Annotated in this window: 23 protein-coding genes; 11 read left to right on the top strand and 12 right to left on the bottom strand. The window is 65.6% G+C overall.

The features are described 5' to 3' along the window. Positions 1 to 35 precede the first annotated feature (35 nt). Positions 36 to 1,496: a phospholipase D-like domain-containing protein gene (locus tag VGN66_RS15485; RefSeq protein WP_327519709.1), complete on the top strand. Its 1,461-nt coding sequence runs from the start codon at positions 36 to 38 to the stop codon at positions 1,494 to 1,496. A 30-nt stretch (positions 1,497 to 1,526) separates the two neighbouring features. On the opposite strand, the gene VGN66_RS15480 is transcribed toward VGN66_RS15485, so the two are convergent. Then, complete coding sequence (locus VGN66_RS15480; protein WP_327520281.1) at positions 1,527 to 2,279, bottom strand: energy transducer TonB; 753 nt, start codon at positions 2,277 to 2,279, stop codon at positions 1,527 to 1,529. An 84-nt stretch (positions 2,280 to 2,363) separates the two neighbouring features. Between VGN66_RS15480 and purL the strand changes: the two genes are divergently transcribed. After that, positions 2,364 to 4,583: a phosphoribosylformylglycinamidine synthase subunit PurL gene (gene purL, locus VGN66_RS15475; RefSeq protein ID WP_327520280.1), complete on the top strand. Its 2,220-nt coding sequence runs from the start codon at positions 2,364 to 2,366 to the stop codon at positions 4,581 to 4,583. 9 nt (positions 4,584 to 4,592) lie between these two features. Here the strand turns inward: purL and VGN66_RS15470 are convergent, their stop codons facing one another. Then, positions 4,593 to 5,261 (bottom strand): hypothetical protein, encoded by a 669-nt coding sequence (locus VGN66_RS15470; protein ID WP_327519708.1) that lies wholly within the window; start codon positions 5,259 to 5,261, stop codon positions 4,593 to 4,595. Positions 5,262 to 5,369: 108 nt separating this feature from the next. Between VGN66_RS15470 and VGN66_RS15465 the strand changes: the two genes are divergently transcribed. The 5 genes from VGN66_RS15465 (at position 5,370) to bfr (ending at position 8,591) form a co-directional block, all read left to right on the top strand. Continuing rightward, positions 5,370 to 5,786: a hypothetical protein gene (locus VGN66_RS15465; protein WP_327519707.1), complete on the top strand. Its 417-nt coding sequence runs from the start codon at positions 5,370 to 5,372 to the stop codon at positions 5,784 to 5,786. Continuing rightward, positions 5,779 to 6,453, top strand: coding sequence for a nitroreductase family protein (locus VGN66_RS15460; RefSeq protein ID WP_327519706.1), 675 nt, complete (start codon positions 5,779 to 5,781; stop codon positions 6,451 to 6,453). Before VGN66_RS15465 ends, VGN66_RS15460 begins: the two co-directional genes overlap by 8 nt. A 61-nt stretch (positions 6,454 to 6,514) precedes the next feature. Next, on the top strand, positions 6,515 to 7,756 hold the full coding sequence (locus VGN66_RS15455; protein ID WP_327519705.1) for a DUF418 domain-containing protein: 1,242 nt from the start codon (positions 6,515 to 6,517) through the stop codon (positions 7,754 to 7,756). A 76-nt stretch (positions 7,757 to 7,832) separates the two neighbouring features. Beyond that, complete coding sequence (locus VGN66_RS15450; RefSeq protein WP_224919999.1) at positions 7,833 to 8,003, top strand: (2Fe-2S)-binding protein; 171 nt, start codon at positions 7,833 to 7,835, stop codon at positions 8,001 to 8,003. 105 nt (positions 8,004 to 8,108) lie between these two features. Beyond that, the gene (bfr, locus tag VGN66_RS15445; protein WP_224919998.1) at positions 8,109 to 8,591 is read left to right on the top strand and encodes a bacterioferritin; all 483 of its coding nucleotides are present in this window, start codon (positions 8,109 to 8,111) and stop codon (positions 8,589 to 8,591) included. A 3-nt stretch (positions 8,592 to 8,594) separates the two neighbouring features. On the opposite strand, the gene VGN66_RS15440 is transcribed toward bfr, so the two are convergent. From VGN66_RS15440 to panB, 6 genes are all read right to left on the bottom strand, one after another. Next, on the bottom strand, positions 8,595 to 9,008 hold the full coding sequence (locus VGN66_RS15440) for an Hpt domain-containing protein (RefSeq protein WP_327519704.1): 414 nt from the start codon (positions 9,006 to 9,008) through the stop codon (positions 8,595 to 8,597). A 77-nt stretch (positions 9,009 to 9,085) separates the two neighbouring features. Then, positions 9,086 to 9,307, bottom strand: a complete 222-nt coding sequence (locus tag VGN66_RS15435) for a sulfurtransferase TusA family protein (RefSeq protein WP_327519703.1) — start codon at positions 9,305 to 9,307, stop codon at positions 9,086 to 9,088. Next, positions 9,300 to 10,664: a ribosome biogenesis GTPase Der gene (gene der / locus VGN66_RS15430; RefSeq protein WP_327519702.1), complete on the bottom strand. Its 1,365-nt coding sequence runs from the start codon at positions 10,662 to 10,664 to the stop codon at positions 9,300 to 9,302. Before der ends, VGN66_RS15435 begins: the two co-directional genes overlap by 8 nt. 26 nt (positions 10,665 to 10,690) lie before the next feature. Further along, complete coding sequence (locus VGN66_RS15425) at positions 10,691 to 12,013, bottom strand: PQQ-like beta-propeller repeat protein (RefSeq protein WP_327519701.1); 1,323 nt, start codon at positions 12,011 to 12,013, stop codon at positions 10,691 to 10,693. Continuing rightward, positions 12,010 to 12,714 (bottom strand): tetratricopeptide repeat protein, encoded by a 705-nt coding sequence (locus VGN66_RS15420; protein WP_327519700.1) that lies wholly within the window; start codon positions 12,712 to 12,714, stop codon positions 12,010 to 12,012. The genes VGN66_RS15425 and VGN66_RS15420 overlap by 4 nt, the downstream gene beginning before the upstream one ends. A 73-nt stretch (positions 12,715 to 12,787) precedes the next feature. Beyond that, positions 12,788 to 13,648, bottom strand: coding sequence for a 3-methyl-2-oxobutanoate hydroxymethyltransferase (panB, locus tag VGN66_RS15415; RefSeq protein ID WP_327519699.1), 861 nt, complete (start codon positions 13,646 to 13,648; stop codon positions 12,788 to 12,790). Between the two features lie 125 nt (positions 13,649 to 13,773). On the opposite strand from panB, the gene VGN66_RS15410 reads away from it, so the two are divergent. From VGN66_RS15410 to VGN66_RS15400, 3 genes are read left to right on the top strand one after another with little or no spacing between them, the layout of a single operon-like run. Further along, complete coding sequence (locus VGN66_RS15410) at positions 13,774 to 14,190, top strand: hypothetical protein (RefSeq protein ID WP_224919991.1); 417 nt, start codon at positions 13,774 to 13,776, stop codon at positions 14,188 to 14,190. Between the two features lie 2 nt (positions 14,191 to 14,192). After that, on the top strand, positions 14,193 to 14,624 hold the full coding sequence (locus VGN66_RS15405) for a hypothetical protein (protein WP_327519698.1): 432 nt from the start codon (positions 14,193 to 14,195) through the stop codon (positions 14,622 to 14,624). Then, positions 14,617 to 14,832 (top strand): helix-turn-helix transcriptional regulator, encoded by a 216-nt coding sequence (locus tag VGN66_RS15400; protein WP_224919989.1) that lies wholly within the window; start codon positions 14,617 to 14,619, stop codon positions 14,830 to 14,832. Before VGN66_RS15405 ends, VGN66_RS15400 begins: the two co-directional genes overlap by 8 nt. A gap of 13 nt (positions 14,833 to 14,845) precedes the next feature. Here the strand turns inward: VGN66_RS15400 and VGN66_RS15395 are convergent, their stop codons facing one another. The 4 genes from VGN66_RS15395 to guaA are packed head-to-tail and all read right to left on the bottom strand — an operon-like array spanning position 14,846 to position 18,223. Beyond that, complete coding sequence (locus VGN66_RS15395; protein WP_327519697.1) at positions 14,846 to 15,193, bottom strand: ArsC family reductase; 348 nt, start codon at positions 15,191 to 15,193, stop codon at positions 14,846 to 14,848. After that, entirely contained in the window at positions 15,190 to 16,116 is a 927-nt protein-coding gene (locus VGN66_RS15390; protein ID WP_327519696.1) for a cobalamin-binding protein, read from the bottom strand. Before VGN66_RS15390 ends, VGN66_RS15395 begins: the two co-directional genes overlap by 4 nt. Then, positions 16,116 to 16,643 (bottom strand): hypothetical protein, encoded by a 528-nt coding sequence (locus VGN66_RS15385; RefSeq protein WP_327519695.1) that lies wholly within the window; start codon positions 16,641 to 16,643, stop codon positions 16,116 to 16,118. Before VGN66_RS15385 ends, VGN66_RS15390 begins: the two co-directional genes overlap by 1 nt. A gap of 23 nt (positions 16,644 to 16,666) precedes the next feature. Then, on the bottom strand, positions 16,667 to 18,223 hold the full coding sequence (gene guaA / locus VGN66_RS15380) for a glutamine-hydrolyzing GMP synthase (protein WP_327519694.1): 1,557 nt from the start codon (positions 18,221 to 18,223) through the stop codon (positions 16,667 to 16,669). A 187-nt stretch (positions 18,224 to 18,410) separates the two neighbouring features. Here guaA and VGN66_RS15375 point away from each other — a divergent pair, with 187 nt between their 5' ends. Continuing rightward, positions 18,411 to 18,959 carry a CHAP domain-containing protein gene (locus VGN66_RS15375; RefSeq protein WP_327519693.1) on the top strand — a complete coding sequence of 183 codons (549 nt, stop codon included), beginning with the start codon at positions 18,411 to 18,413 and terminating at the stop codon, positions 18,957 to 18,959. The last annotated feature ends 55 nt before the right edge of the window (positions 18,960 to 19,014 follow it).

Here is a 19,014-nt window from a genome sequence, read left to right as displayed (position 1 = left end):
TGACCTTTCGCGCATGTGAAGGTATCGATCCCTCCATGTCCGCCGGCTCAGACGACTCGCTGCTCCTTGAGCCTGGCCACAATTGCTGGCGCACCGCGCAGGCGTCGCGACTGTCGGTCATCGTCGACGCCGAGGATTATTTCCGCACCGCCCGCGCCGCGATGTTGCGCGCAGAAAAGCAGATCATGCTGATCGGCTGGGACTTTGATGCGCGCATCCTGCTGACGCATGACGATCCGCCCGATCATCCCGAGGCGCCGCGCGAAGTCGGCGCCTTCATCACCTGGCTGGTGCGGCGCAAGCCCGAGCTGAACGTCCATATCCTGCGCTGGGATGTCGGTGCCATCGCCTCGATCCTGCGCGGACGCACGCTGCAGACGCTGATCAAGTGGAAGCTCGCCAAGCGGATCCATCTGAAACTCGACGCGACCCATCCCACCGGCGCCTCGCATCACCAGAAGATCGTCGTGATCGATGACTGCCTCGCCTTTTGCGGAGGGATCGACATGACATTGGGCCGTTGGGACACGCGCGCGCACGCCGACGGTGACGATGGCCGGGTCAATCCGGGTGGCGATCGCTATATGCCCTGGCACGACGCGACGACGGCGATTCAGGGGCCCGCCGCCGCCATGCTCGGCGACCTGTGCCGCGAACGCTGGCACCGCGCGGGCGGGCATCGCCTCGACCGCCCGCAGGTCGAGCATGAATGCTGGCCCGACAAGCTGACCCCCGACTTCACCGATATCCGCGTCGCGGTCGCGCGCACTCAGCCCGAGTTGAACGGCGAGGCACCGGTGCAGGAGATCGAGAAGCTCTACCTCGACCTGATCGGCACGGCGCGCCGCTTCATCTATGCCGAGAGCCAGTATTTCGCATCGCGCCGCATTGCCGAGGCGCTTGCCAAGCGCCTTGCCGAGCCTGACGGCCCGGAATTCGTGATCGTCAATCCGCGCCGCGCCGATGGCTGGCTGGAGCAGAGCGCGATGGACACCGCCCGCGCGCGGCTGTTCCAGGCGCTTAAACAGCGCGACCCGCACGGGCGGCTGCGCATCTACCATCCGTACACAACCGCGGGTGAGGCGATCTATGTTCACGCCAAGGTGCTGGTGGTCGACGACCGGTTCCTGCGCATCGGCTCGTCCAACTTCAACAACCGCTCGCTCGGCCTCGACACCGAATGCGACGTCGCGCTTGCGGCGGGGACGCCGGAGGAAGCGGCCCGCATCGCCGCAATCCGCGACGGGTTGCTCGCCGAGCATCTCGGCACCGATTCGCTGACCGTGGCGGCGGCGATTGCGGACAAGGGCTCGCTGGTTGCCGCGGTCGACGGACTGCGCGGCACCGGCCGCTCGCTGCGACCCTATGAGGTTCCCGACCTCAGCGCGGTCGAGGAGTGGCTGGCGGAGAACCAGATTCTCGACGCGGGGGATGAATCGCCGATGGAAGCGATGACTAAGGGTGGGCTATTGCGAAGGCTGGGCCGCAAACGTTGATCGCCGATCGTTCGGGGCCGTCAGCAACGCTCATTCCTCAGGCGGCAGCCGTTCGAACACCCACTCATGGCTCTCCCGGATCAGCGCCGGCACCGGCTTGCCCGCGCCATCACGCGACGGGCGGAAGCGGAAGCGTTCTCGGATGAGGCGGCAGGTCAGCGCATCCAGGCGGCCGACCCCACTCGACCCCACCACATCGCAATCGCTGACCCGACCGTTCGCTTCGACCAGATAGAGCACGGTTACCCGGCCCCCGATGCCGGCATCGGCGAGATCGTCGGGATAGTCCGAATCGCGGATGCTGCCGCGTATCCAGCGCGGTGGGGTGGTGTCGGGATCGCCGGCACCGCGCCCGTCTCCCCGACCGCCCGCGCCGAAGCCATCGCCTCGCCCACCAGCGCCACTCCCCGGTCCCGGCACGTCCGCTGCCCCGCTGGTCGCTTGATTGCTGTCCGCAGGCTTCTCTGCGACCGGCAGCGGGGGTGGAGGCACGGGTAACGCCACCACGGGCTTCGGGGCGACAATCGGCGTGGCCCGAGACGTTAGATTGGGCGGAGCCGCCTCCCCCTCGGGTCGCGTGTCGCGCTGCGGCGCTCGGATCACCGTCGGCGGCGGCGGTGGATCGGGGGCGACGCGGAACAGCGCCATTCCGTCCCCTTCCTCCCCCACCTGCGCGCGCACCGCCAGCCCCGCGACCAGCAGCGCGCCAAGTGCGACGGTCAGCGCGGCCGCTGCTGCCGCACCGCCTGCGCGCTCTCGCGGTTGGGACAGGATCGTAGCCATGGCCCCCAAAACGCACGAGCCGCCTGAACGATCGCTGGCCGCAAGGGGATGACGAACCCGCGCGGCCCCGCTATGCGCGCGACCATGACTCAGATCACGCCCGAAATCGTCGCCGAGCACGGCCTGTCGCCCGAGGAATATGAGCGCGTCCTGCACGCGATGGGGCGCGAGCCGAACCTGACCGAACTCGGCATCTTTTCGGTGATGTGGTCCGAGCATTGCAGCTACAAATCGAGCCGCATCCATCTGAAGAAGCTACCGACCGAGGCCCCCTGGGTGATCTGTGGTCCCGGTGAGAATGCGGGTGTGATCGACATCGGCGACGGGCAGGCGGCGATCTTCAAGATGGAGAGCCATAACCACCCATCCTACATCGAACCCTATCAGGGCGCAGCGACCGGCGTCGGCGGCATTTTGCGCGACGTGTTCACCATGGGCGCGCGTCCGATCGCCAACATGAATGCGCTGCGCTTTGGCCGCCCCGATCATCCGAAGATGAAGCACCTCATCTCCGGTGTGGTTCACGGCATCGGCGGCTACGGCAATTGCGTCGGCGTGCCGACCGTCGGCGGGGAAGTGAACTTCCACAAGGCCTATGACGGCAACATTCTGGTCAATGCGATGACCGTGGGCGTCGCCGCAACCGACAAGATTTTCTACAGCGCGGCCGCAGGCATCGGCAATCCGGTGGTCTATGTCGGCTCCAAGACCGGTCGCGACGGCATCCATGGCGCGACCATGGCCTCGGCGGACTTTGACGAGCATAGCGATGAGAAGCGCCCGACCGTCCAGGTCGGCGACCCCTTCACCGAAAAGCTGCTGATCGAGGCGTGCCTTGAGCTGATGGCGTCGGATGCGATCGTCGCGATCCAGGATATGGGCGCGGCGGGCCTCACTTCGTCCAGCGTCGAGATGGCGTCGAAGGGCGGCGTCGGGATCGAGCTGGTGATGGACAATGTCCCCCAGCGCGAAACCGGCATGACGCCGTATGAGATGATGCTGTCGGAGAGCCAGGAGCGGATGCTCATGGTGCTCAAGCCCGGCCGCGAGGATTTCGCCGAGGCGATCTTCCGCAAATGGGAACTCGACTTCGCGGTCATCGGTACCGTCACCGATACCGGCCGCATGGTGCTGAAGTGGAAGGGTGATGTCGTAGCCGACATCCCGCTCGCCCCGCTCGCCGATGACGCGCCGCTCTACGATCGCCCGCACGTCGCGACCCCCAAGCCCGCCGACCTGTCGGACGAGCCGGAGTCGACCGACATCGCCGCTGACCTCATCAAGCTGATGGGCTCGCCCGACATCGCTTCGCGGCGCTGGATCTGGGAGCAATATGACCACATGGTCGGCGCCGACACCGTCCAGCGCCCCGGCGGCGACGCTGCCGTGGTCCGCGTGCACGGCACCGACAAGGCGCTGGCGATGACCACCGACTGCACCCCGCGCTATTGCTTCGCCGATCCGGTCGAGGGCGGGAAGCAGGCGATTGCCGAGGCATGGCGCAACCTCACCAGCGTCGGCGCAACCCCGCTCGCGGTCACCAACTGCCTCAACTTCGCCAATCCGCAGCGGCCCGAGATCATGGGCCAGATCGTCGGCTGCCTCGAGGGCATGGGCGACGCCTGCCGCGCGCTCGACTTCCCGATCGTTTCGGGCAACGTCTCGCTCTACAATGAGAGCAAGGCGACCGGCGGCGGCTCGGCGATCCTCCCCACCCCCGCAATCGGCGGCGTCGGCATCCTCGCCGACTGGTCCAAGTCGATGACGATCGCTTTCAAGGAAACCGGCGACGCAATCATCGCAGTTGGTGAGCGAATAGGCCATCTCGGCCAGTCGATCTGGCTGCGCGAAATCCACGGTCGCGAAGAAGGCCCGCCCCCGCCGGTCGATCTGAAGGCCGAAAAGCGCACTGGCGACTTCGTCCGCGACATGATCACGCGCGGCTTCGTCAACGCGGTCCATGACGTTTCGGACGGCGGCGTGGCGGTGACGCTCGCCGAAATGGCGCTCGCCAGCGGCATCGGCGCGACGATCGACCAGGCCCAGCCCTTCGGCATCGCCGGCAGCTTCTTCGGCGAGGATCAGGGCCTCTACATCGTCACCGTGCCGGATGAGGCGCTGACCGAATTCCTCAGCGCCGCCGCCGCCGCCGACGTTCCCGCCGACCCGATGGGCCGCACGATCAAGGACCGGCTGATCTTCGAGCTCGACGAAGGCGACTGGTGCGTGACGATCGACGATCTGCGCACGGCGCACGAAGGCTTTTTCCCTGCGCTGATGGGTCCCGACGCCGCGATGGCGTGACGCACGCCGTCAGTCGGCGGGGTCAATCGGGCCGCCGACATGCTCGATCATGCCGAGCGGTGGCAATTGCGCCATCGCTTCGGCAAGGTTGAACAGCTCAAGTCGCGAATTGATTGCGCAGTATCGCGTGCCCGAAATGTCGAGATTCCCGGCCTCGCGCACCGCGTGGCCCGGGCAATTTTGCTGAAGCATCGTGAATCGCGTGATCATCTTGCCGTCGGGCTCGCGCGCGAGGAGTCGGTAGCTGCTTCCGGGTCGGCTACCGGACTGGATCGCCCATAGTTCGACCATGCGCTCGCCAACCCGCGTTGTCCCGATCGGCACAAAGAAGGAATATTCGACCAGACCTTCTTTCAGTTCGGTACGTTCATGGGCATCGGTAGTCATCGCATAACAGTGGAAGACACCGTAGTTGGTGAAGCGGTACCAGTGTTCGGCTTCGGCATCCTGAGGATCGCTGAACTTCCAGTCGCCCCAACGGACACGTGTAGCGCACCCAAAAGACCAATTGTCGCCCTCCCCATCCGAAACATATTTTGGGTATTTCTCGTCGTCGTGAAGGAAGAGCGGAAGATCGGCGTGGATCAGATCATCGGCCCTCTCGTTCGCCTCCTGCGCCGATGCATATGGCGACATGGCGTGAGCGAGCGCCGGAGCGACTAGGAGCAGGATCGACATGTCGGCATTCTTGCGAATGACATGGCGTTCGACAACCTCATTGCGCCCCATTTCCTCCGCGCCCCCAATCTGGCACCTTCTCACCGCTTCGACCCGCAGGAGGGACCCATGACCGCCGGCTATTCGACCACCCCGCTCGCCGACAAGCTCGGCTTCAAGCCCGGGATGCGGCTGTTCATCGCCGATATGCCCGCCAGCGTCCGGGCCGAGGCGCAGGTCGATGATCTCGGCCTTGAGGTGCTCGCAGCACCCTGCACCGGGATCGACGCGGCGCATATCTTCGTCACCGAGCGCGCGACGCTGGCCCGCGAACTCGGCGCACTGCGCCAGCTCATCGCGCCCAGCGGGTTCGTCTGGGTCTCCTGGCCAAAAAAGGCGGCAAAGGTGGAAACCGACATCACCGAGGACACGATCCGCGAAGTCGCGCTGCCCCTCGGGCTGGTCGATGTGAAAGTGTGCGCAGTGGATGACGTCTGGTCGGGCCTGAAGCTGATGATCCGCAAGGAGCTGCGCGTCGATGCCTGACGTCCCTGCAATCGCTTGGCGCCCCTATCCCGACCTCGACGACGCACAGCGCATCGCCGCCGCCCGCGCGTTTCACGACGCGATGATCACCCGCCGCTCGTGTCGCGCCTTCGCCGATACGCCGGTCCCGCGCGAAGCGATCGAATGGGCGATCCGCGCCGCAGGAACCGCCCCCAGCGGCGCCAACCATCAGCCATGGCACTTTGCAGTGGTCGCAAGCGCGGCGGGCAAGGCCGCGATCCGTTCAGGGGCAGAGGCGGAGGAACGCGAATTCTACGCGGGCAAGGCAGGTACGGAGTGGCTTCGCGCGCTTGCCCCGCTCGGCACCGATGCCGACAAATCCTATCTCGAGATCGCGCCCTGGCTGATCGTTATCTTCGGTCAGCGGCGGGGCGGTCTCAAGTCGGGCGACGACTTTCAGAACTACTATGTGACCGAGAGCGTCGGCATCGCGACCGGCCTGCTCCTGACCGCACTCCACGCGGCGGGGCTGGCGACGCTCACCCACACCCCCAATCCGATGAAGTTCCTCAAAACTGTCTGCGCGCGACCGGACGCCGAGAAGCCGGTAATGATCGTCGCGGTTGGCCACGCCGCGCCCGATGCGACGATTCCGGTTCACGCGCTGCAGAGAAAACCGCTCGAGGAGACGGCGTCCTGGCTCTGACACGACTGGCGCCCGCCGACGAGTAAGTGTATTCCTCGGGCAACACGGGGGGAGACATTTCATGGCGACGACCATGGCGGGTGACCGCCATCTCACGCTCGACACCGTTCGCGGGGTCGCGGTGCTGGGCATTTTGCTGCTCAACATCATCGCCTTTTCGATGCCGCCAGCGGCCTATTTCAACCCGGCGGCCTATGGCGGCGCCGAGGGGATCGATCTGGGCGTATGGTTCGGCAATTTCGTTCTGTTCGACGGCAAGATGCGCGGCCTCTTCTCCTTCCTGTTCGGTGCGTCGACGCTGCTGGTGATCGAGCGCGCGACCGCAAAGGGTGAGAGCGCCGCCAAGGTCCATTATGCGCGGATGATCTGGCTGCTGGTCTTTGGCCTGCTCCACCTCTGGGCGATCTGGTGGGGCGATATCCTCAATCACTATGCGCTGATCGGGATGATCGCCTTCCTGTTTCGCAATGCGCGCGTGAAGACGTTGCTGATCGTGGGCTGCATCCTGCTGGTGGTGCAGTTCATCGTGAGCGCGTTCATCCCGATGCTCGCCGCGATCGCTCAGGTGAATCCGGGCAAGCCCGGCATGGCTGAGGCGTTTGAGGGGCTCAAGCAAGGCTTTGGCCAGCCCTCGACCGAGTGGCTGACGGAGGACGTCGCGCTGCATCGTGGCGGCTGGTGGGCCATCGCTGTCGAGCGGTTCAGCGAAGCCAAGTGGCTGCCGCTCGCCGGGCTGATCCAATATGGCTGGGAAACGCTCGCTTACATGCTGTTCGGCATGGCCGCCTATCGTAACGGCATGCTGACCGGGCAGTGGGAGCGGCGGCGCTACTGGCGCTGGGTCGCGATCGGTTTCGGGATCGGCATCCCGGTCTATGCCGCGCTCGCGCTGTGGATGATCCGATCGGATTTCGGACTGGTCGAGGTGACATCTGCGACGATGGTGCTGACCACGCCGATCCGCCCGCTGATGATCATGGGCTGGGCCGCGCTGATCGTGCTGCTGATGCGTCCGGGCGGGTTCCTGACCGACCGCCTTGCTGCTGCGGGACGCATGGCGTTCACCAACTATCTTGGCACCAGCCTGATCTGCACCACCCTCTTCTACGGCTATGGCCTGGGCTGGTACGGCGCATTGTCGCGGGCGGAGGTCTATCTGGTCGTGCTCGGCGTGTGGGCGCTGATCCTGCTGTGGTCCAAGCCCTGGCTCGAGCGATTCGCTTATGGCCCGCTCGAATGGCTGTGGCGCAGCCTGGCGCGGGGTCGCGCACAGGCGATGGCGGGTGGCGTACTCGCGCGATAAACTGCGAACGCCACGCAATAACTGTTGCGAATCACTCTCACTCGCCTTAGCTTGGCTAGGCGATTGAGAGGGTTCCATGGTCGTCTGCGTCTGCAATGCCATTCGGGAAAAAGACGTCCGCGCTGCGGCGCGTGACGGAGCGATCAGCGCGTGTCAGGCCTATCGCGCGCTCGGTCGTCAGCCGAAGTGCGGTCAGTGTGTCCCGTTTGCGCGAGCCATTATCGACGCCGAACGCGCTGCTGCGTAGCGTTCGCACCTGCGCTAACCCGCAGAAATCCGCCATTTTCTGACTGTCTGAAACGCCCTGCCCGCGCTATACTCGCGTCCGAATTCCGAACGCGAAAGGTGCGACATGAAGGGCGACCCCAAGGTCATCGATTTTCTGAACGAGGTGCTCAAGGGCGAGCTGACCGCGATCAACCAATATTGGCTGCACTATCGCCTGTTCGACCATTGGGGCGTCAAGAAGCTCGCAGAGTTCGAGCGTCACGAATCGATCGACGAAATGAAGCATGCCGACATGCTCGCCGAGCGCATCCTGTTCCTCGATGGCCTGCCCAATTTCCAGCTGCTCGGGCGGCTGCGCATCGGCGAGAGTGTCGAAGAGGCGCTCAAGGCCGATCTGGATCTGGAATATGAAGCGGTCGCGCTGCTCAAGGACGCGATCGAACATTGCGAAAAGGTCCGCGACTATGGCAGCCGCGACCTGTTCCAGCGCATCCTCGACAGCGAAGAAGAGCATGTCGACACGCTCGAAACCCAGTTCGAGATGATCGAGCGGATGGGCATCCAGAATTACATCCAGCTCAACGCCAAGCCTGAACAGGCGGAGTAAGAATTACGCGGCGGGGCGGCGTCCGAACATCGGGCGCCGCTCGACCAGCGGATTGGCCTCGCGCTCCAACAGCGTCAGCGTCGCCTGAAACAGGGGGCGCAATTCGACGACATGCTTGAGCGCCTCGCTCGGCTCATAGCGATTCTCGACGCAATGGCGGGCGATATCCTCAATCGCGGCGGCACATTCAGCCAGCGGCTCGGCACCGAACTGGCGCGATTCCCCTTTCAGCGTGTGGGCGGGCAGCACCATCGCAGCAGCATTGGCTGATCGCATCGCCTCTTCGATCAGCGCGACCGACTTGACGCCGTCCTCCTGGAAATAGCCGAGAATGCGGACGAAATTGGCGCCAAGCTGCGTCCGGGCCTGCGCGAACGCCGTCCAGTCTACCAGCCGGTCACCATCGAGCGTCGCCACATCAGCCTCCAGCACACGCGTTACATCCAGATCACAGATATGGGTAAGCCGGTAAACGTGAGGTTGACGTGAAACGCTTATCCGATCCGAAAACCGCCCACGCCGTCGATTTCGACATGCTGCAGGGTTAGCCCATGCGCGCTGGCGAGCGCGCCGATCTCGCGTTCGGCCGCCGGGTCATCGGCGAGGATGTCGACGCGTTGCGCGCCCGATCGCAAAGCTCGAGCCAGTCGGAGCGCGGGCCAGGGGCAACGCAGGCCGCGTGCGTCGATGCGCAGCGGCGTTGCGCCGTCACTCACGATCGAACGGGTTCTTCGACGGCCGCATCGTCAGCCGCACCGGCACTGCGCCGAAATCAAACTCCTTGCGCATGCTGTTGACCAGATAGCGCTCATAGCTTTTGGGCAGCAGGTCGACGCGCGTGCCGAACAGGATGAAGCTCGGCGGCCGCGACTTGGCCTGGGTGACATAGCGCGGCTTGATCCGCTTGCCGCCGGGTGCGGGCGGCGGGTTCGCCTCGATCGCGCGCTCAAACCAACGATTAAGCTGGCCCGTGGTGATACGCCGCGACCAAGCCTCACGCGTTTCGAACGCGACCTTGATCAGCGTATCGAGCCCCTTGCCGGTCGCGCCGGAAACGGTGAGCAGCGGTACGCCCTTCACCTGCGCCAAGCCCTCGTCGAGTGCACCCTTCACGCCGTTGAACAGGCTCGACTGATTCTCGGCCACATCCCATTTGTTGAGCGCGATGACGAGCGCGCGGCCCTCTTGCAGCACCTTGTCGGCGATCTTGAGGTCCTGGACCTCCAGCCCCTTGGTCGCATCGAGCAGCAGCACGACGACCTCGGCGAAATCGACCGCACGCAGCGCATCGAATACCGAGAGCTTTTCCAGCTTCTCCTGCACCTTGGCGCGCTTGCGCATCCCCGCAGTGTCGATCAGGCGCACCGGGCGTTGATTGCCCTGCTCGTCGGTCCACATCCATTCGATCGCGATCGAATCGCGGGTGATCCCCGCCTCTGGCCCGGTGATCAGGCGGTCCTGCCCGAGCAGCTTGTTGATCAGCGTCGATTTGCCGGCATTGGGGCGTCCGACCACGGCGAGCTTGAGCGGCGCGTCGGGGGATTCCTCATCCTCCTCGGCGAACTCGTCCACTTCGCGGTCGATATAGGGCTGGAGCGCCTCGAACAGGTCGGCGATGCCCTCGCCATGTTCGGCCGAGAACGGAACCGGATCGCCCAGCCCCAGCGCCATCGCCTCATGGATGCCGGGTTCAGCCGCGCGACCCTCGGCCTTGTTGGCGAGCAGAACGATCGGGGTGCCAGAACTGCGCAGCCAGCGCGCGACCTCGGCATCGAGCGGGGTGATCCCGGCGCGTGCATCGATCATGAACAGGGCTACGTCCGATTCGCGCACCGCCGCCTCGGTCTGCGCGCGCATCCGGCCCGGCAGGCTCGCCGGGTCTTCTTCCTCGAACCCCGCAGTGTCGGTCAGCCGGAACTTGCATCCGAGCAGGTCGCCATCGCCTTCGCGACGGTCGCGGGTGACCCCGGGCTGATCGTCGACAAGCGCAAGGCGCTTGCCGACCAGCCGGTTGAACAGGGTCGATTTGCCCACATTGGGGCGGCCGATGATTGCTACGGTAGGAAGACGCATCCGCGCCTCCTACCGCAACTCCTGCCTTAGCGATAGGCGGTGATCTCACCCTTGTCGGTAAGGACGTACAGCATGTTGTTCGCCACGATCGGGGCGAGGCTCAGCTTGCCACCAACCTCGATCGTCGAACCCATGCTGCCGTCGGCGGGCGATGCCGAGACCAGCTCGCCGCGCGAATTGGCGAGCCACAGGCGGTCGCCGGCGAGAACCGGGCCGACCCAGTTGATCGGGCCCTTCTTGTCCTTCTCATCGCGCCACGCGCGCATCTGGCTGATCCAGCGGACCTTGCCGCTGCCGCGTGCGATGCAGACGAGGCGCGCATCGTCGGTCATGACGAAGATCCATTCGCCCGCGACCCACGGGGTCGAGATGCCGGCGAAATTCTGTTCCCACAGCCGCGTGCCCGAATTGAGTTCGACCGCAGCCATGCGCTCGCCCTGCCCGACCGCATAGACGCGGCCCTGATCGATCACCGGCTCGGCATCGATATCGACCAGGCTGGAGACCGAGGTCGAAATGGTCGAACGCGACAACGTGTCGGTCCACAGCGACCGGCCGTTTTCGTAGCGATAGGCGTTGAGCTCACCCGACGAGAAGCCGGCGACGATCGTGCCTTGTCCCGCCGCGGGGGCCGCCACGCCGAACACGCCCTGGGTTTCCGGGGTGCCTGACTGGGTCCACACCACCGCGCCATCGGCCTGCGCCAGTGCGAACAGCTGATTGTCCTGCGACACGACATAGGCGTTGCCGAGGAACAGCGTCGGTGCGCCGCGCAGCGGGCCGCCCGGCTTCTTGCGCCAGACTTCGGTGCCCGCCGCCGCATCGATCGCGACGACATCGCCGATCCCGTTGGTCGCGAACACGCGCCCGCCCTCGACGCTCACACCGCCGCCGAACGCCGCGTTGCGGTTTTCCTTGTCGGCGGACGTCGCGAGCGACCAGAGCTTGCCGCCGGTGTTGGCGTCAAACGCATGGACGACCGCATCGGTATCGACGACGAACAGCTTGCCGTCCGACACGACCGGCGTGGCGGCGAGCCGCACGCGGCCCGTAGTCCCGGCGATCTTCGCCGACCACACGCGCGCCGGCGTTTGGCCGAGCGCGAGATGGCCCATCGCCTTGGACGCGTTGCCACCCGGCTGGGTCCAGCCCGGGTTGACCGCGGCCATCGGCAGTACGACCTGAACTTCCGCGATCGTCTTGTCGGCGGTGATGCCGGACTCGCCCGCGAGGATCGGCACGCGCTGCCCGAGGACCGGGGTCTTGCTGCCGCCGCCCTTGAAGATGCCGCAAGCGCTCAATGCGACCAGCGCCGCGAGCGCGACGGGGATACGAACCGACTTCATCATTGTGCTTTCTTGTCCTCACCCTCGTCGACGATCGCGTCGACACCCAGTACGCCGGCCATCTGAACCGCGCGTTGACGGATCGAGCGCGGAACGCCCTCGTCCTTGGCGATTTCGCCGTATAGCTTGCCCGCATCGGCGCGCTTGCCCTGGCGCAGATAGGCACCGGCGAGCATTTCGCCCGCGCTGCCATACCAGGGGCTGTCCTTGACCGCGAGCGGACGCAGGCGTGCGACGACCGCATCGGGCTTCATCGTGTCATATTCGACCATGGTCTGACGAATCAGCGCGAGGTCGCGAAATTCCTGCGGGACTTTCGTGTCCGCGGCGATCGCACCCATCAGCGCGGCCGCGCCCTTGAGATCGTTCTTCTGCAGCAGCAGCGTCGCTTGAGTGAAGCGCGCGCTCGCGCTGAAACCGGCGGTACCGGAGCCAGCAAGCTCCTTCAGCGACGCCTCGGCCAGTTGCGGCTTGTTCTCACCCAGCGCCTTGAACACCGCGGCATATTTGTCGCCCTCGGCCGCACGCTGCCCTTCATTATGGCTCTGCCAGTAGAGGAAGCCGCCGAACGCGACGAGCGCGGCGATCACCGCGACGATGATCCAGCGTCCGTAATTCTGCCAGATGTGCAACGCCTGATCCTTGCGGAGCTCTTCATCGACCTCACGCAGAAAGGCATCGTTGCTTTGCGGGCTCAGCGCCAAGGGGAAACTCCATCGGGAAAACTAGGGGGGTGCGGGCGCGGACCTTAGCCGCGCCGAACGGGAAACGAAAGCGTCAGTCCTTGGGCTTATAGACTTGTTCGTCGCCCGGAAAACTCCGATCGCGCACGGCCCCTGCATAGCTCTCGACCGCGGCGGAAATGCGGCCAGCCATGTCGTCGAACTTCTTCACGAAGCGCGGGGTGCGCTCGAACAGGCCGAGCATATCCTCGGTCACCAGAACCTGGCCGTCGCACTGCGCCGACGCGCCGATGCCGATCACCGGACAGGACACCGCAGCGACGATCTCGTTCGCCAGCGTCTCGACCACACCCTCGGCGACGATGGCAAAGGCACCGGCCTCCGCCACGGCGCGCGCGTCACCGATGATCTTGGCGAACTCGGCATTGCCGCGTCCACGCGCGCCATAGCCGCCCAGTGCGTTCACCGCCTGCGGCGTCAGGCCGATATGGCCCATTACCGGAATGCCACGGCTGGTGAGGAACGCGACCGTCTCCGCCATCGCCTCCCCGCCCTCCAGCTTCACGCCAGCGGCGCCGGTCTCCGCCATGATCCGCGCGGCCGATTCGAACGCTTTTTGCGGGCTCGCTTCATAGCTGCCGAACGGCATGTCGATGATGACGACCGAATGATAGCTGCCCCGCACCACCGCCGCGCCATGCGCGCACATCATGTCGAGCGTCACCGCCAGCGTCGAAGGCAAGCCATAGATGACCTGCCCGAGGCTGTCGCCGACCAGCAGCATGTCGCAATGCGGGTCGAGCAGCTGCGCCATGCGCGCGGTGTAGGCGGTCAGCATCACCACCGGCTCCTTGCCCTTGCGCGCCTGTATCGCGGGCACAGTCAGCCGCTTCATCGGCGCCGGAGTCGGCGTCGCGCGGCTGGTGGAGGTGTCGATCGTGAAGGTCGTGGACATGGGTCGCGCTCTAGCGGGGCCAACGCGAGCACGCCAGCGACCTCATTCGACATGTATGCCTATCTTGACTCGATGTTCGATATATATAACATTGAGTCGCATAGAGCTTACATGGGAGGAAGCGCATGGCGTTTCGAGAGAAGATTGCGTGGGTGTCGTTCCTCAGCACGGTGCTGATCTGGGGTGCGTTCTTCATCATCCTTGCCCTGACGCCGCACGGCGTGCGCGGGCTGGCGATGCTCGGCCCGTTCATCGTCGCGACGGTGGCACAGGCCGCAGTGATGATCGCGGCGGCATCGATCTGGGCGATCGGCGCGCCCAAGGAGGCCAACGCCCCGGCTGACGAACGCGACCGCGCGGTCGGGCGACGCGCGACGGGATTTGCCTACCTCACCCTGATCCTTGGCGTGGTCGCGGTGATCGTCTGGCTGCACTTCGGGCTGCACGGGCCGGACACGATCTTCGCGCTGGCAGGCGCCTTCATCCTCGCCGAAGCGGTGCGGTTCGGCGCCACCGCGCTCGGCTATCGCAAGGGAGTCTGACAATGGCTTATCGTGAAAAGCTCGCCTGGCTCGAACTGATCGGGATGGTGATCGCCTATGGCGGCTATTTCATAGCGGTCGGCATCGTCGACCCTGCGCCAGGCCGACTGGAGACGCTGACCTATGTCGCGCTGTTCGGGGCGGCGAGCGTGATCCGGCTGCTGATCCTCGGCTGCGGTTGGCTGTTCCTGCGTGCCCGGATGGGGAGCGAGGCGCGGGCAAAGCCCGATGAACGCGACCGTTCGATCGCGCGGCGCGGGGCGAGCACCGGCTATTATGTCCTGATGGGCCTGATGCTGTGGGTCGGCGTCGTGCTACCGCTGACCGACAGCGGCTGGGCGGTCGCCAATTCTGCGCTGGCCGCGATCATCATCGCCGAAATCGTGCGCGATATCATGGTGGTGATCAGCTATCGGCGGGGCTGGCATGGCTAATCCCCCGATCAGCAATCAGATCCGCACGTTGCGCTTCATGGCGGGTGAGATGACGCAGGCCGATCTGGGCGACCGCGTGGGCGTCACCCGCCAGACGATCGCGGCGATCGAGCAGGGAAAATATTCCCCGACGCTCGAAACCGCATTCCGCATCGCCCGCGCGTTCGAAAAGCCGCTGGAGGAGGTGTTCCAGTGGGCGGGGGAGTGATCTCCCTGCCCCCTTACAGCAACGCGGCGGCCCATAGCTCGGGCTTGAACCCGACCAGCAGCCCGCCGCGATACTCGACCACCGGGCGCTTGATCAGCGAGGGGTGCGCCGCCATCAGCGCCAGTGCCTTGGGCGCGTCGATGTCGGCCCTGTCGGCTTCATCGAGCTTGCGAAAGGTCGTGCCGGCGCGGTTGAGCAACGGCTCCCACCCCACCGCCTCGGCCCATTTCGCGAGGCGCGCAGGGTCCGCGCCTTCCTTCTTATAGTCGTGGAAGGCGTAGGCGATGCCATTGGCGTCGAGCCAGGTCCGCGCCTTCTTGACCGTGTCGCAATTGGGGATGCCGTAGACTTCGATGCTCATGCCATCACCTCCGCGCCAACCGCGATCCAATTGGCGCCGCGATGCCCGAAATCGACTCCCGGATGCAGGATTTCCGCGAGGATCTCCGCCGATTCGACGAGGCGCGGACCGGGGCGGTTGAAGAAATACTGGCCATCGGTCGCCGCCACCCGCCCTTCGCGCACGGCGCGCAGCGACTGCCACAACGGATGCGCGGCGAGCGCGGGCAGTTCGTCCAGCGTCTGGGGAATGCGGAACCCGCATGGCATCAGCACGATCGCGTCGGGATCAGCCTCGGCCAGCGCCTCGATCCCGACATAGGGTGAATGCTGACCATGCGCCGCGAGCAGGCTGTCGCCGCCTGCAATCTCGATCAGTTCCGGCACCCAGTTGCCCGCCATCATCAGCGGATCGAGCCATTCGATCGCGGCGACGCGCGGTCGGGGCCGACCGGCAACCGCCGCGCGCACGGCGTCCATTCGCGCCTTGAGCTGCGCCACGACCGGCCCGGCATCCGTCCCCGTCGCCGCCGCTACTGCCGCGAAATCGCCCCACACATCGCCGAGCGTATCCGGCGCGGTACTGATCAACACCGGCGCGGTTCCGGTCCAGTCGTTGAGTGCGGCGCTCAGATCGTCCGGCGTCACCGCGCACACCGCGCATTGCGTCTGCGTCAGCACAACATCGGGGTTCAGCGCGCGCAGGCCATCGGCATCGACTTCATAGACCGACAGCCCGGCACCAACGATCGCACGCACACGATCCTCGATCTCGCCGGAATTCAGCCCCTTGGCGAGCTTGCTCCGCGTGAGCACCGGCAGCCCCTCGACGCGGGGCGGCCAGTCACACTCATGGCTGCGCCCGACCAGCGCATCGCCCAGTCCCAGCGCGACCGCGATCTCGGTGGCGCTGGGCAGCAGCGAAACGATCCGCAGGTCCGACATCAGGCGAGGCGCAGCCGGCGTCCGAACAGCTGCGGCGCGCTGCTGCTCAACACGCCATAGGCGGCCATCAGCACTGCCAGCCACAGCGCATCATTGGCGAGGATGGTCAGCACGATCTTCGGCGTGAAGGTGCCAATGCCACCAAAGGCCAGCGCGACCAAATACAGCGACCCTTCATAGGCGATGAAGCCGAACGCCGCGCCGCCCGCGACCTGTACCAGCGTCGCGCCCTTGCGCGCGACCATCCGCGCCGCGACCCAGGCGAGCATCGCGCCGCCCGCAATCGCCGTGCCCCAGCCGATCGCATAGCCATCGACCGGATAGCCCATGAAACCAAAGCCCATCGCCTGATTCGCCGCCCAGCAAGCCAGCACGGTCAGCGCGCCCGCGCGCCGCTCCATCGTCCCAGCTGCCGCAGCCGCTGCCGCGACGAACGGCGTCACGCAACCGAAGATCGGGGTCGCGGCCAGCACGAACAGGAACAGGGTGGTCGGCCAGGCATAGTTGCTGGCGGAAGGAAGCTGCATCATCTGTCTCCGAAACCGTCCACTTATTCCCACTCGATCGTGCCCGGCGGCTTCGAGGTATAGTCGTACACCACGCGGTTGACGCCCTTCACCTCGTTGACGATCCGCGTTGCGACGCGGGTCAGGAAGCTGGCGTCGAACGGATAGACATCGGCGGTCATACCATCGGTGCTGGTCACCGCGCGCAGGCCGCACACGCTGTCATAGGTGCGCCCGTCGCCCATCACGCCGACGGTCTTGACCGGCAGCAGCACGGCGAACGCCTGCCAGATCGCGTCGTACAAGCCAGCGTTGCGGATTTCCTCCAGATACACCGCGTCCGCCTTGCGCAGGATGTCGCAACGTTCCTTGGTCACTTCGCCGGGGATACGGATCGCAAGGCCGGGTCCGGGGAACGGATGGCGGCCGACGAACACGTCGGGCAGGCCCAGCTCGCGGCCGAGCGCACGGACCTCGTCCTTGAACAGTTCGCGCAACGGCTCGACCAGCTGCATGTTCATCCGCTCAGGCAGGCCGCCGACATTGTGGTGGCTCTTGATCGTGACCGACGGCCCGCCGGTGAAGCTCACGCTTTCGATCACATCGGGATAGAGCGTCCCCTGTGCCAGAAACTCCGCGCCGCCGATCTTTTTCGCTTCGGCTTCAAACACATCGATGAAGGTCTTGCCGATGAACTTCCGCTTCGCCTCCGGGTCGGTGACACCGGCGAGGCCATTCATGAACAGCGTTTCCGCGTTCACATGGACCAGCGGGATGTTGTAATGGCCGCGGAACAGGCTGACGACCTGATCGGCCTCGCCGCTGCGCATCAGGCCGTGGTCGACGAACACACAAGTCAGCTGCTCGCCGATCGCTTCATGGATCAGCACCGCCGCGACCGCGCTGTCGACGCCGCCGGACAGGCCGCAAATGACCTTGCCGCTACCGACCTGCTTGCGGATCTCGGCGATCTTGGTCTGGCGGAACTCCGCCATCGTCCAGTCGCCCTTGAGCCCGCAGACATGCCGCACGAAATTGGCGAGCAGCTTGCCGCCATCGGGCGTATGCACGACCTCAGGGTGAAACTGCATCGCATAGTAGCGCCGGCTGTCATCGGCGATCACCGCGAACGGCGCGCCGGGGCTGGCCGCGACCGGGCGGAAGCCGGGGGCGAGGTCGGTGACCTTGTCGCCATGGCTCATCCACACCTGATGCGTTTCGCCCTCGCTCCACAAGCCGTCAAACAGAGCGCAGCCATCGGCGATGTCGATAAAGGCGCGGCCGAACTCGCCGCTGTCGCCCAGCTGCACCCGCCCGCCCAGCTGGTGCATCATCACCTGCTGGCCGTAACAGATGCCGAGCACCGGAATGCCGCTTTCGAAGATCGCGTCGGGAACGCGCGGCGACCCTTCTTCCAGCACCGATGCGGGCGATCCCGAGAGGATCACGCCACCCGGCTTCATCCGCTCGAACGCCTCTGCGGCGGCATTGAAGGGGGCGATTTCGCTGTAGACGCCCGCTTCGCGCACGCGGCGTGCGATCAGCTGGGTCACCTGGCTGCCGAAATCAACGATAAGGATGGATTCGCCGGGCTGTGTCATGGCGAGCCGATAGGAAGCTGCGGCGTGGGTGTAAAGCCATCGCGCCCTTTGTCCGGAACCATTTCCCGCATGGGGGATTCCTCGCGCCAGCATGGTCACCGCGCGCTTAACCCCACCCGCAAACCATTCCGAAGCGCGGCACCCCTATCCTTCCCCCATGCAGTCGAACCGGACCCCCCGCCGGATCATGCTGTCGATCCTCGGCGCCGCGGCACTGGTCGCGGCGCCCGCTTCGGCATCGATCCTCAACTATGTCGGCGAATGCGTGCCATTCGCGCGCGCCGCGTCGGGCATCCAGATCTGGGGCGATGCCTGGACCTGGTGGAGCCAGGCCGCGAGCAAATATCAGCGCGGACAGGCACCGGAGGTCGGCGCGGTGGTCGCATTTGCCAAGTCGGGCGCCCTCCCCCTCGGCCATGTCTCGGTGGTGAGCCGGGTGATCGAGCCGCGCGTCGTGATGGTCACCCATGCCAACTGGTCACGCTTTGACGGCAAGCGCGGACAGGTCGAGCAGGACGTGACGTTGTTCGACGTGTCGCCGGAAGGCGACTGGACACAGGTCAAGGTCTGGTACCGCGACAATCGCGGCCTTGGATCGACCATCTACCCGGTCCACGGCTTCATCTATGGCCGCCCGACCAGTGGAGCCAAGGTGGCAAAGGCCCGCCCCGCCCCCGAACTGACCGGCGAGCGCCCGGACTATGTCGGATCGCTGATCGACGCCTACGCGCGCTGACCTCTCGTCGTCCCGGGCTTGACCCGGGACAGGGCTTTCTTGACCGCGTGAAAGG

Source organism: Sphingomonas sp., assembly GCF_035998645.1.
In the GTDB taxonomy this organism is placed as follows: domain Bacteria; phylum Pseudomonadota; class Alphaproteobacteria; order Sphingomonadales; family Sphingomonadaceae; genus Sphingomonas.
The sequence above is the reverse complement of the archived record's forward strand: the minus strand, read 5'-3'. Positions and strand labels throughout refer to the sequence as shown.

Excerpts from the sequence above, each read along its gene's own strand:
- VGN66_RS15405 (WP_327519698.1), top strand. The coding sequence starts at position 14,193 with ATGGCTTATCGTGAAAAGCTCGCCTGGCTCGAACTGATCGGGATGGTG.
- VGN66_RS15395 (WP_327519697.1), bottom strand. The coding sequence starts at position 15,193 with ATGAGCATCGAAGTCTACGGCATCCCCAATTGCGACACGGTCAAGAAG.
- VGN66_RS15480 (WP_327520281.1), bottom strand. The coding sequence starts at position 2,279 with ATGGCTACGATCCTGTCCCAACCGCGAGAGCGCGCAGGCGGTGCGGCA.
- VGN66_RS15385 (WP_327519695.1), bottom strand. The coding sequence starts at position 16,643 with ATGCAGCTTCCTTCCGCCAGCAACTATGCCTGGCCGACCACCCTGTTC.
- panB (WP_327519699.1), bottom strand. The coding sequence starts at position 13,648 with ATGTCCACGACCTTCACGATCGACACCTCCACCAGCCGCGCGACGCCG.
- VGN66_RS15450 (WP_224919999.1), top strand. The coding sequence starts at position 7,833 with ATGGTCGTCTGCGTCTGCAATGCCATTCGGGAAAAAGACGTCCGCGCT.
- VGN66_RS15485 (WP_327519709.1), top strand. The coding sequence starts at position 36 with ATGTCCGCCGGCTCAGACGACTCGCTGCTCCTTGAGCCTGGCCACAAT.
- VGN66_RS15400 (WP_224919989.1), top strand. The coding sequence starts at position 14,617 with ATGGCTAATCCCCCGATCAGCAATCAGATCCGCACGTTGCGCTTCATG.
- der (WP_327519702.1), bottom strand. The coding sequence starts at position 10,664 with ATGCGTCTTCCTACCGTAGCAATCATCGGCCGCCCCAATGTGGGCAAA.
- VGN66_RS15460 (WP_327519706.1), top strand. The coding sequence starts at position 5,779 with ATGCCTGACGTCCCTGCAATCGCTTGGCGCCCCTATCCCGACCTCGAC.
- VGN66_RS15410 (WP_224919991.1), top strand. The coding sequence starts at position 13,774 with ATGGCGTTTCGAGAGAAGATTGCGTGGGTGTCGTTCCTCAGCACGGTG.
- VGN66_RS15390 (WP_327519696.1), bottom strand. The coding sequence starts at position 16,116 with ATGTCGGACCTGCGGATCGTTTCGCTGCTGCCCAGCGCCACCGAGATC.
- VGN66_RS15375 (WP_327519693.1), top strand. The coding sequence starts at position 18,411 with ATGCTGTCGATCCTCGGCGCCGCGGCACTGGTCGCGGCGCCCGCTTCG.
- VGN66_RS15455 (WP_327519705.1), top strand. The coding sequence starts at position 6,515 with ATGGCGACGACCATGGCGGGTGACCGCCATCTCACGCTCGACACCGTT.
- bfr (WP_224919998.1), top strand. The coding sequence starts at position 8,109 with ATGAAGGGCGACCCCAAGGTCATCGATTTTCTGAACGAGGTGCTCAAG.
- purL (WP_327520280.1), top strand. The coding sequence starts at position 2,364 with ATGACTCAGATCACGCCCGAAATCGTCGCCGAGCACGGCCTGTCGCCC.
- VGN66_RS15470 (WP_327519708.1), bottom strand. The coding sequence starts at position 5,261 with ATGTCGATCCTGCTCCTAGTCGCTCCGGCGCTCGCTCACGCCATGTCG.
- VGN66_RS15465 (WP_327519707.1), top strand. The coding sequence starts at position 5,370 with ATGACCGCCGGCTATTCGACCACCCCGCTCGCCGACAAGCTCGGCTTC.
- guaA (WP_327519694.1), bottom strand. The coding sequence starts at position 18,223 with ATGACACAGCCCGGCGAATCCATCCTTATCGTTGATTTCGGCAGCCAG.
- VGN66_RS15425 (WP_327519701.1), bottom strand. The coding sequence starts at position 12,013 with ATGATGAAGTCGGTTCGTATCCCCGTCGCGCTCGCGGCGCTGGTCGCA.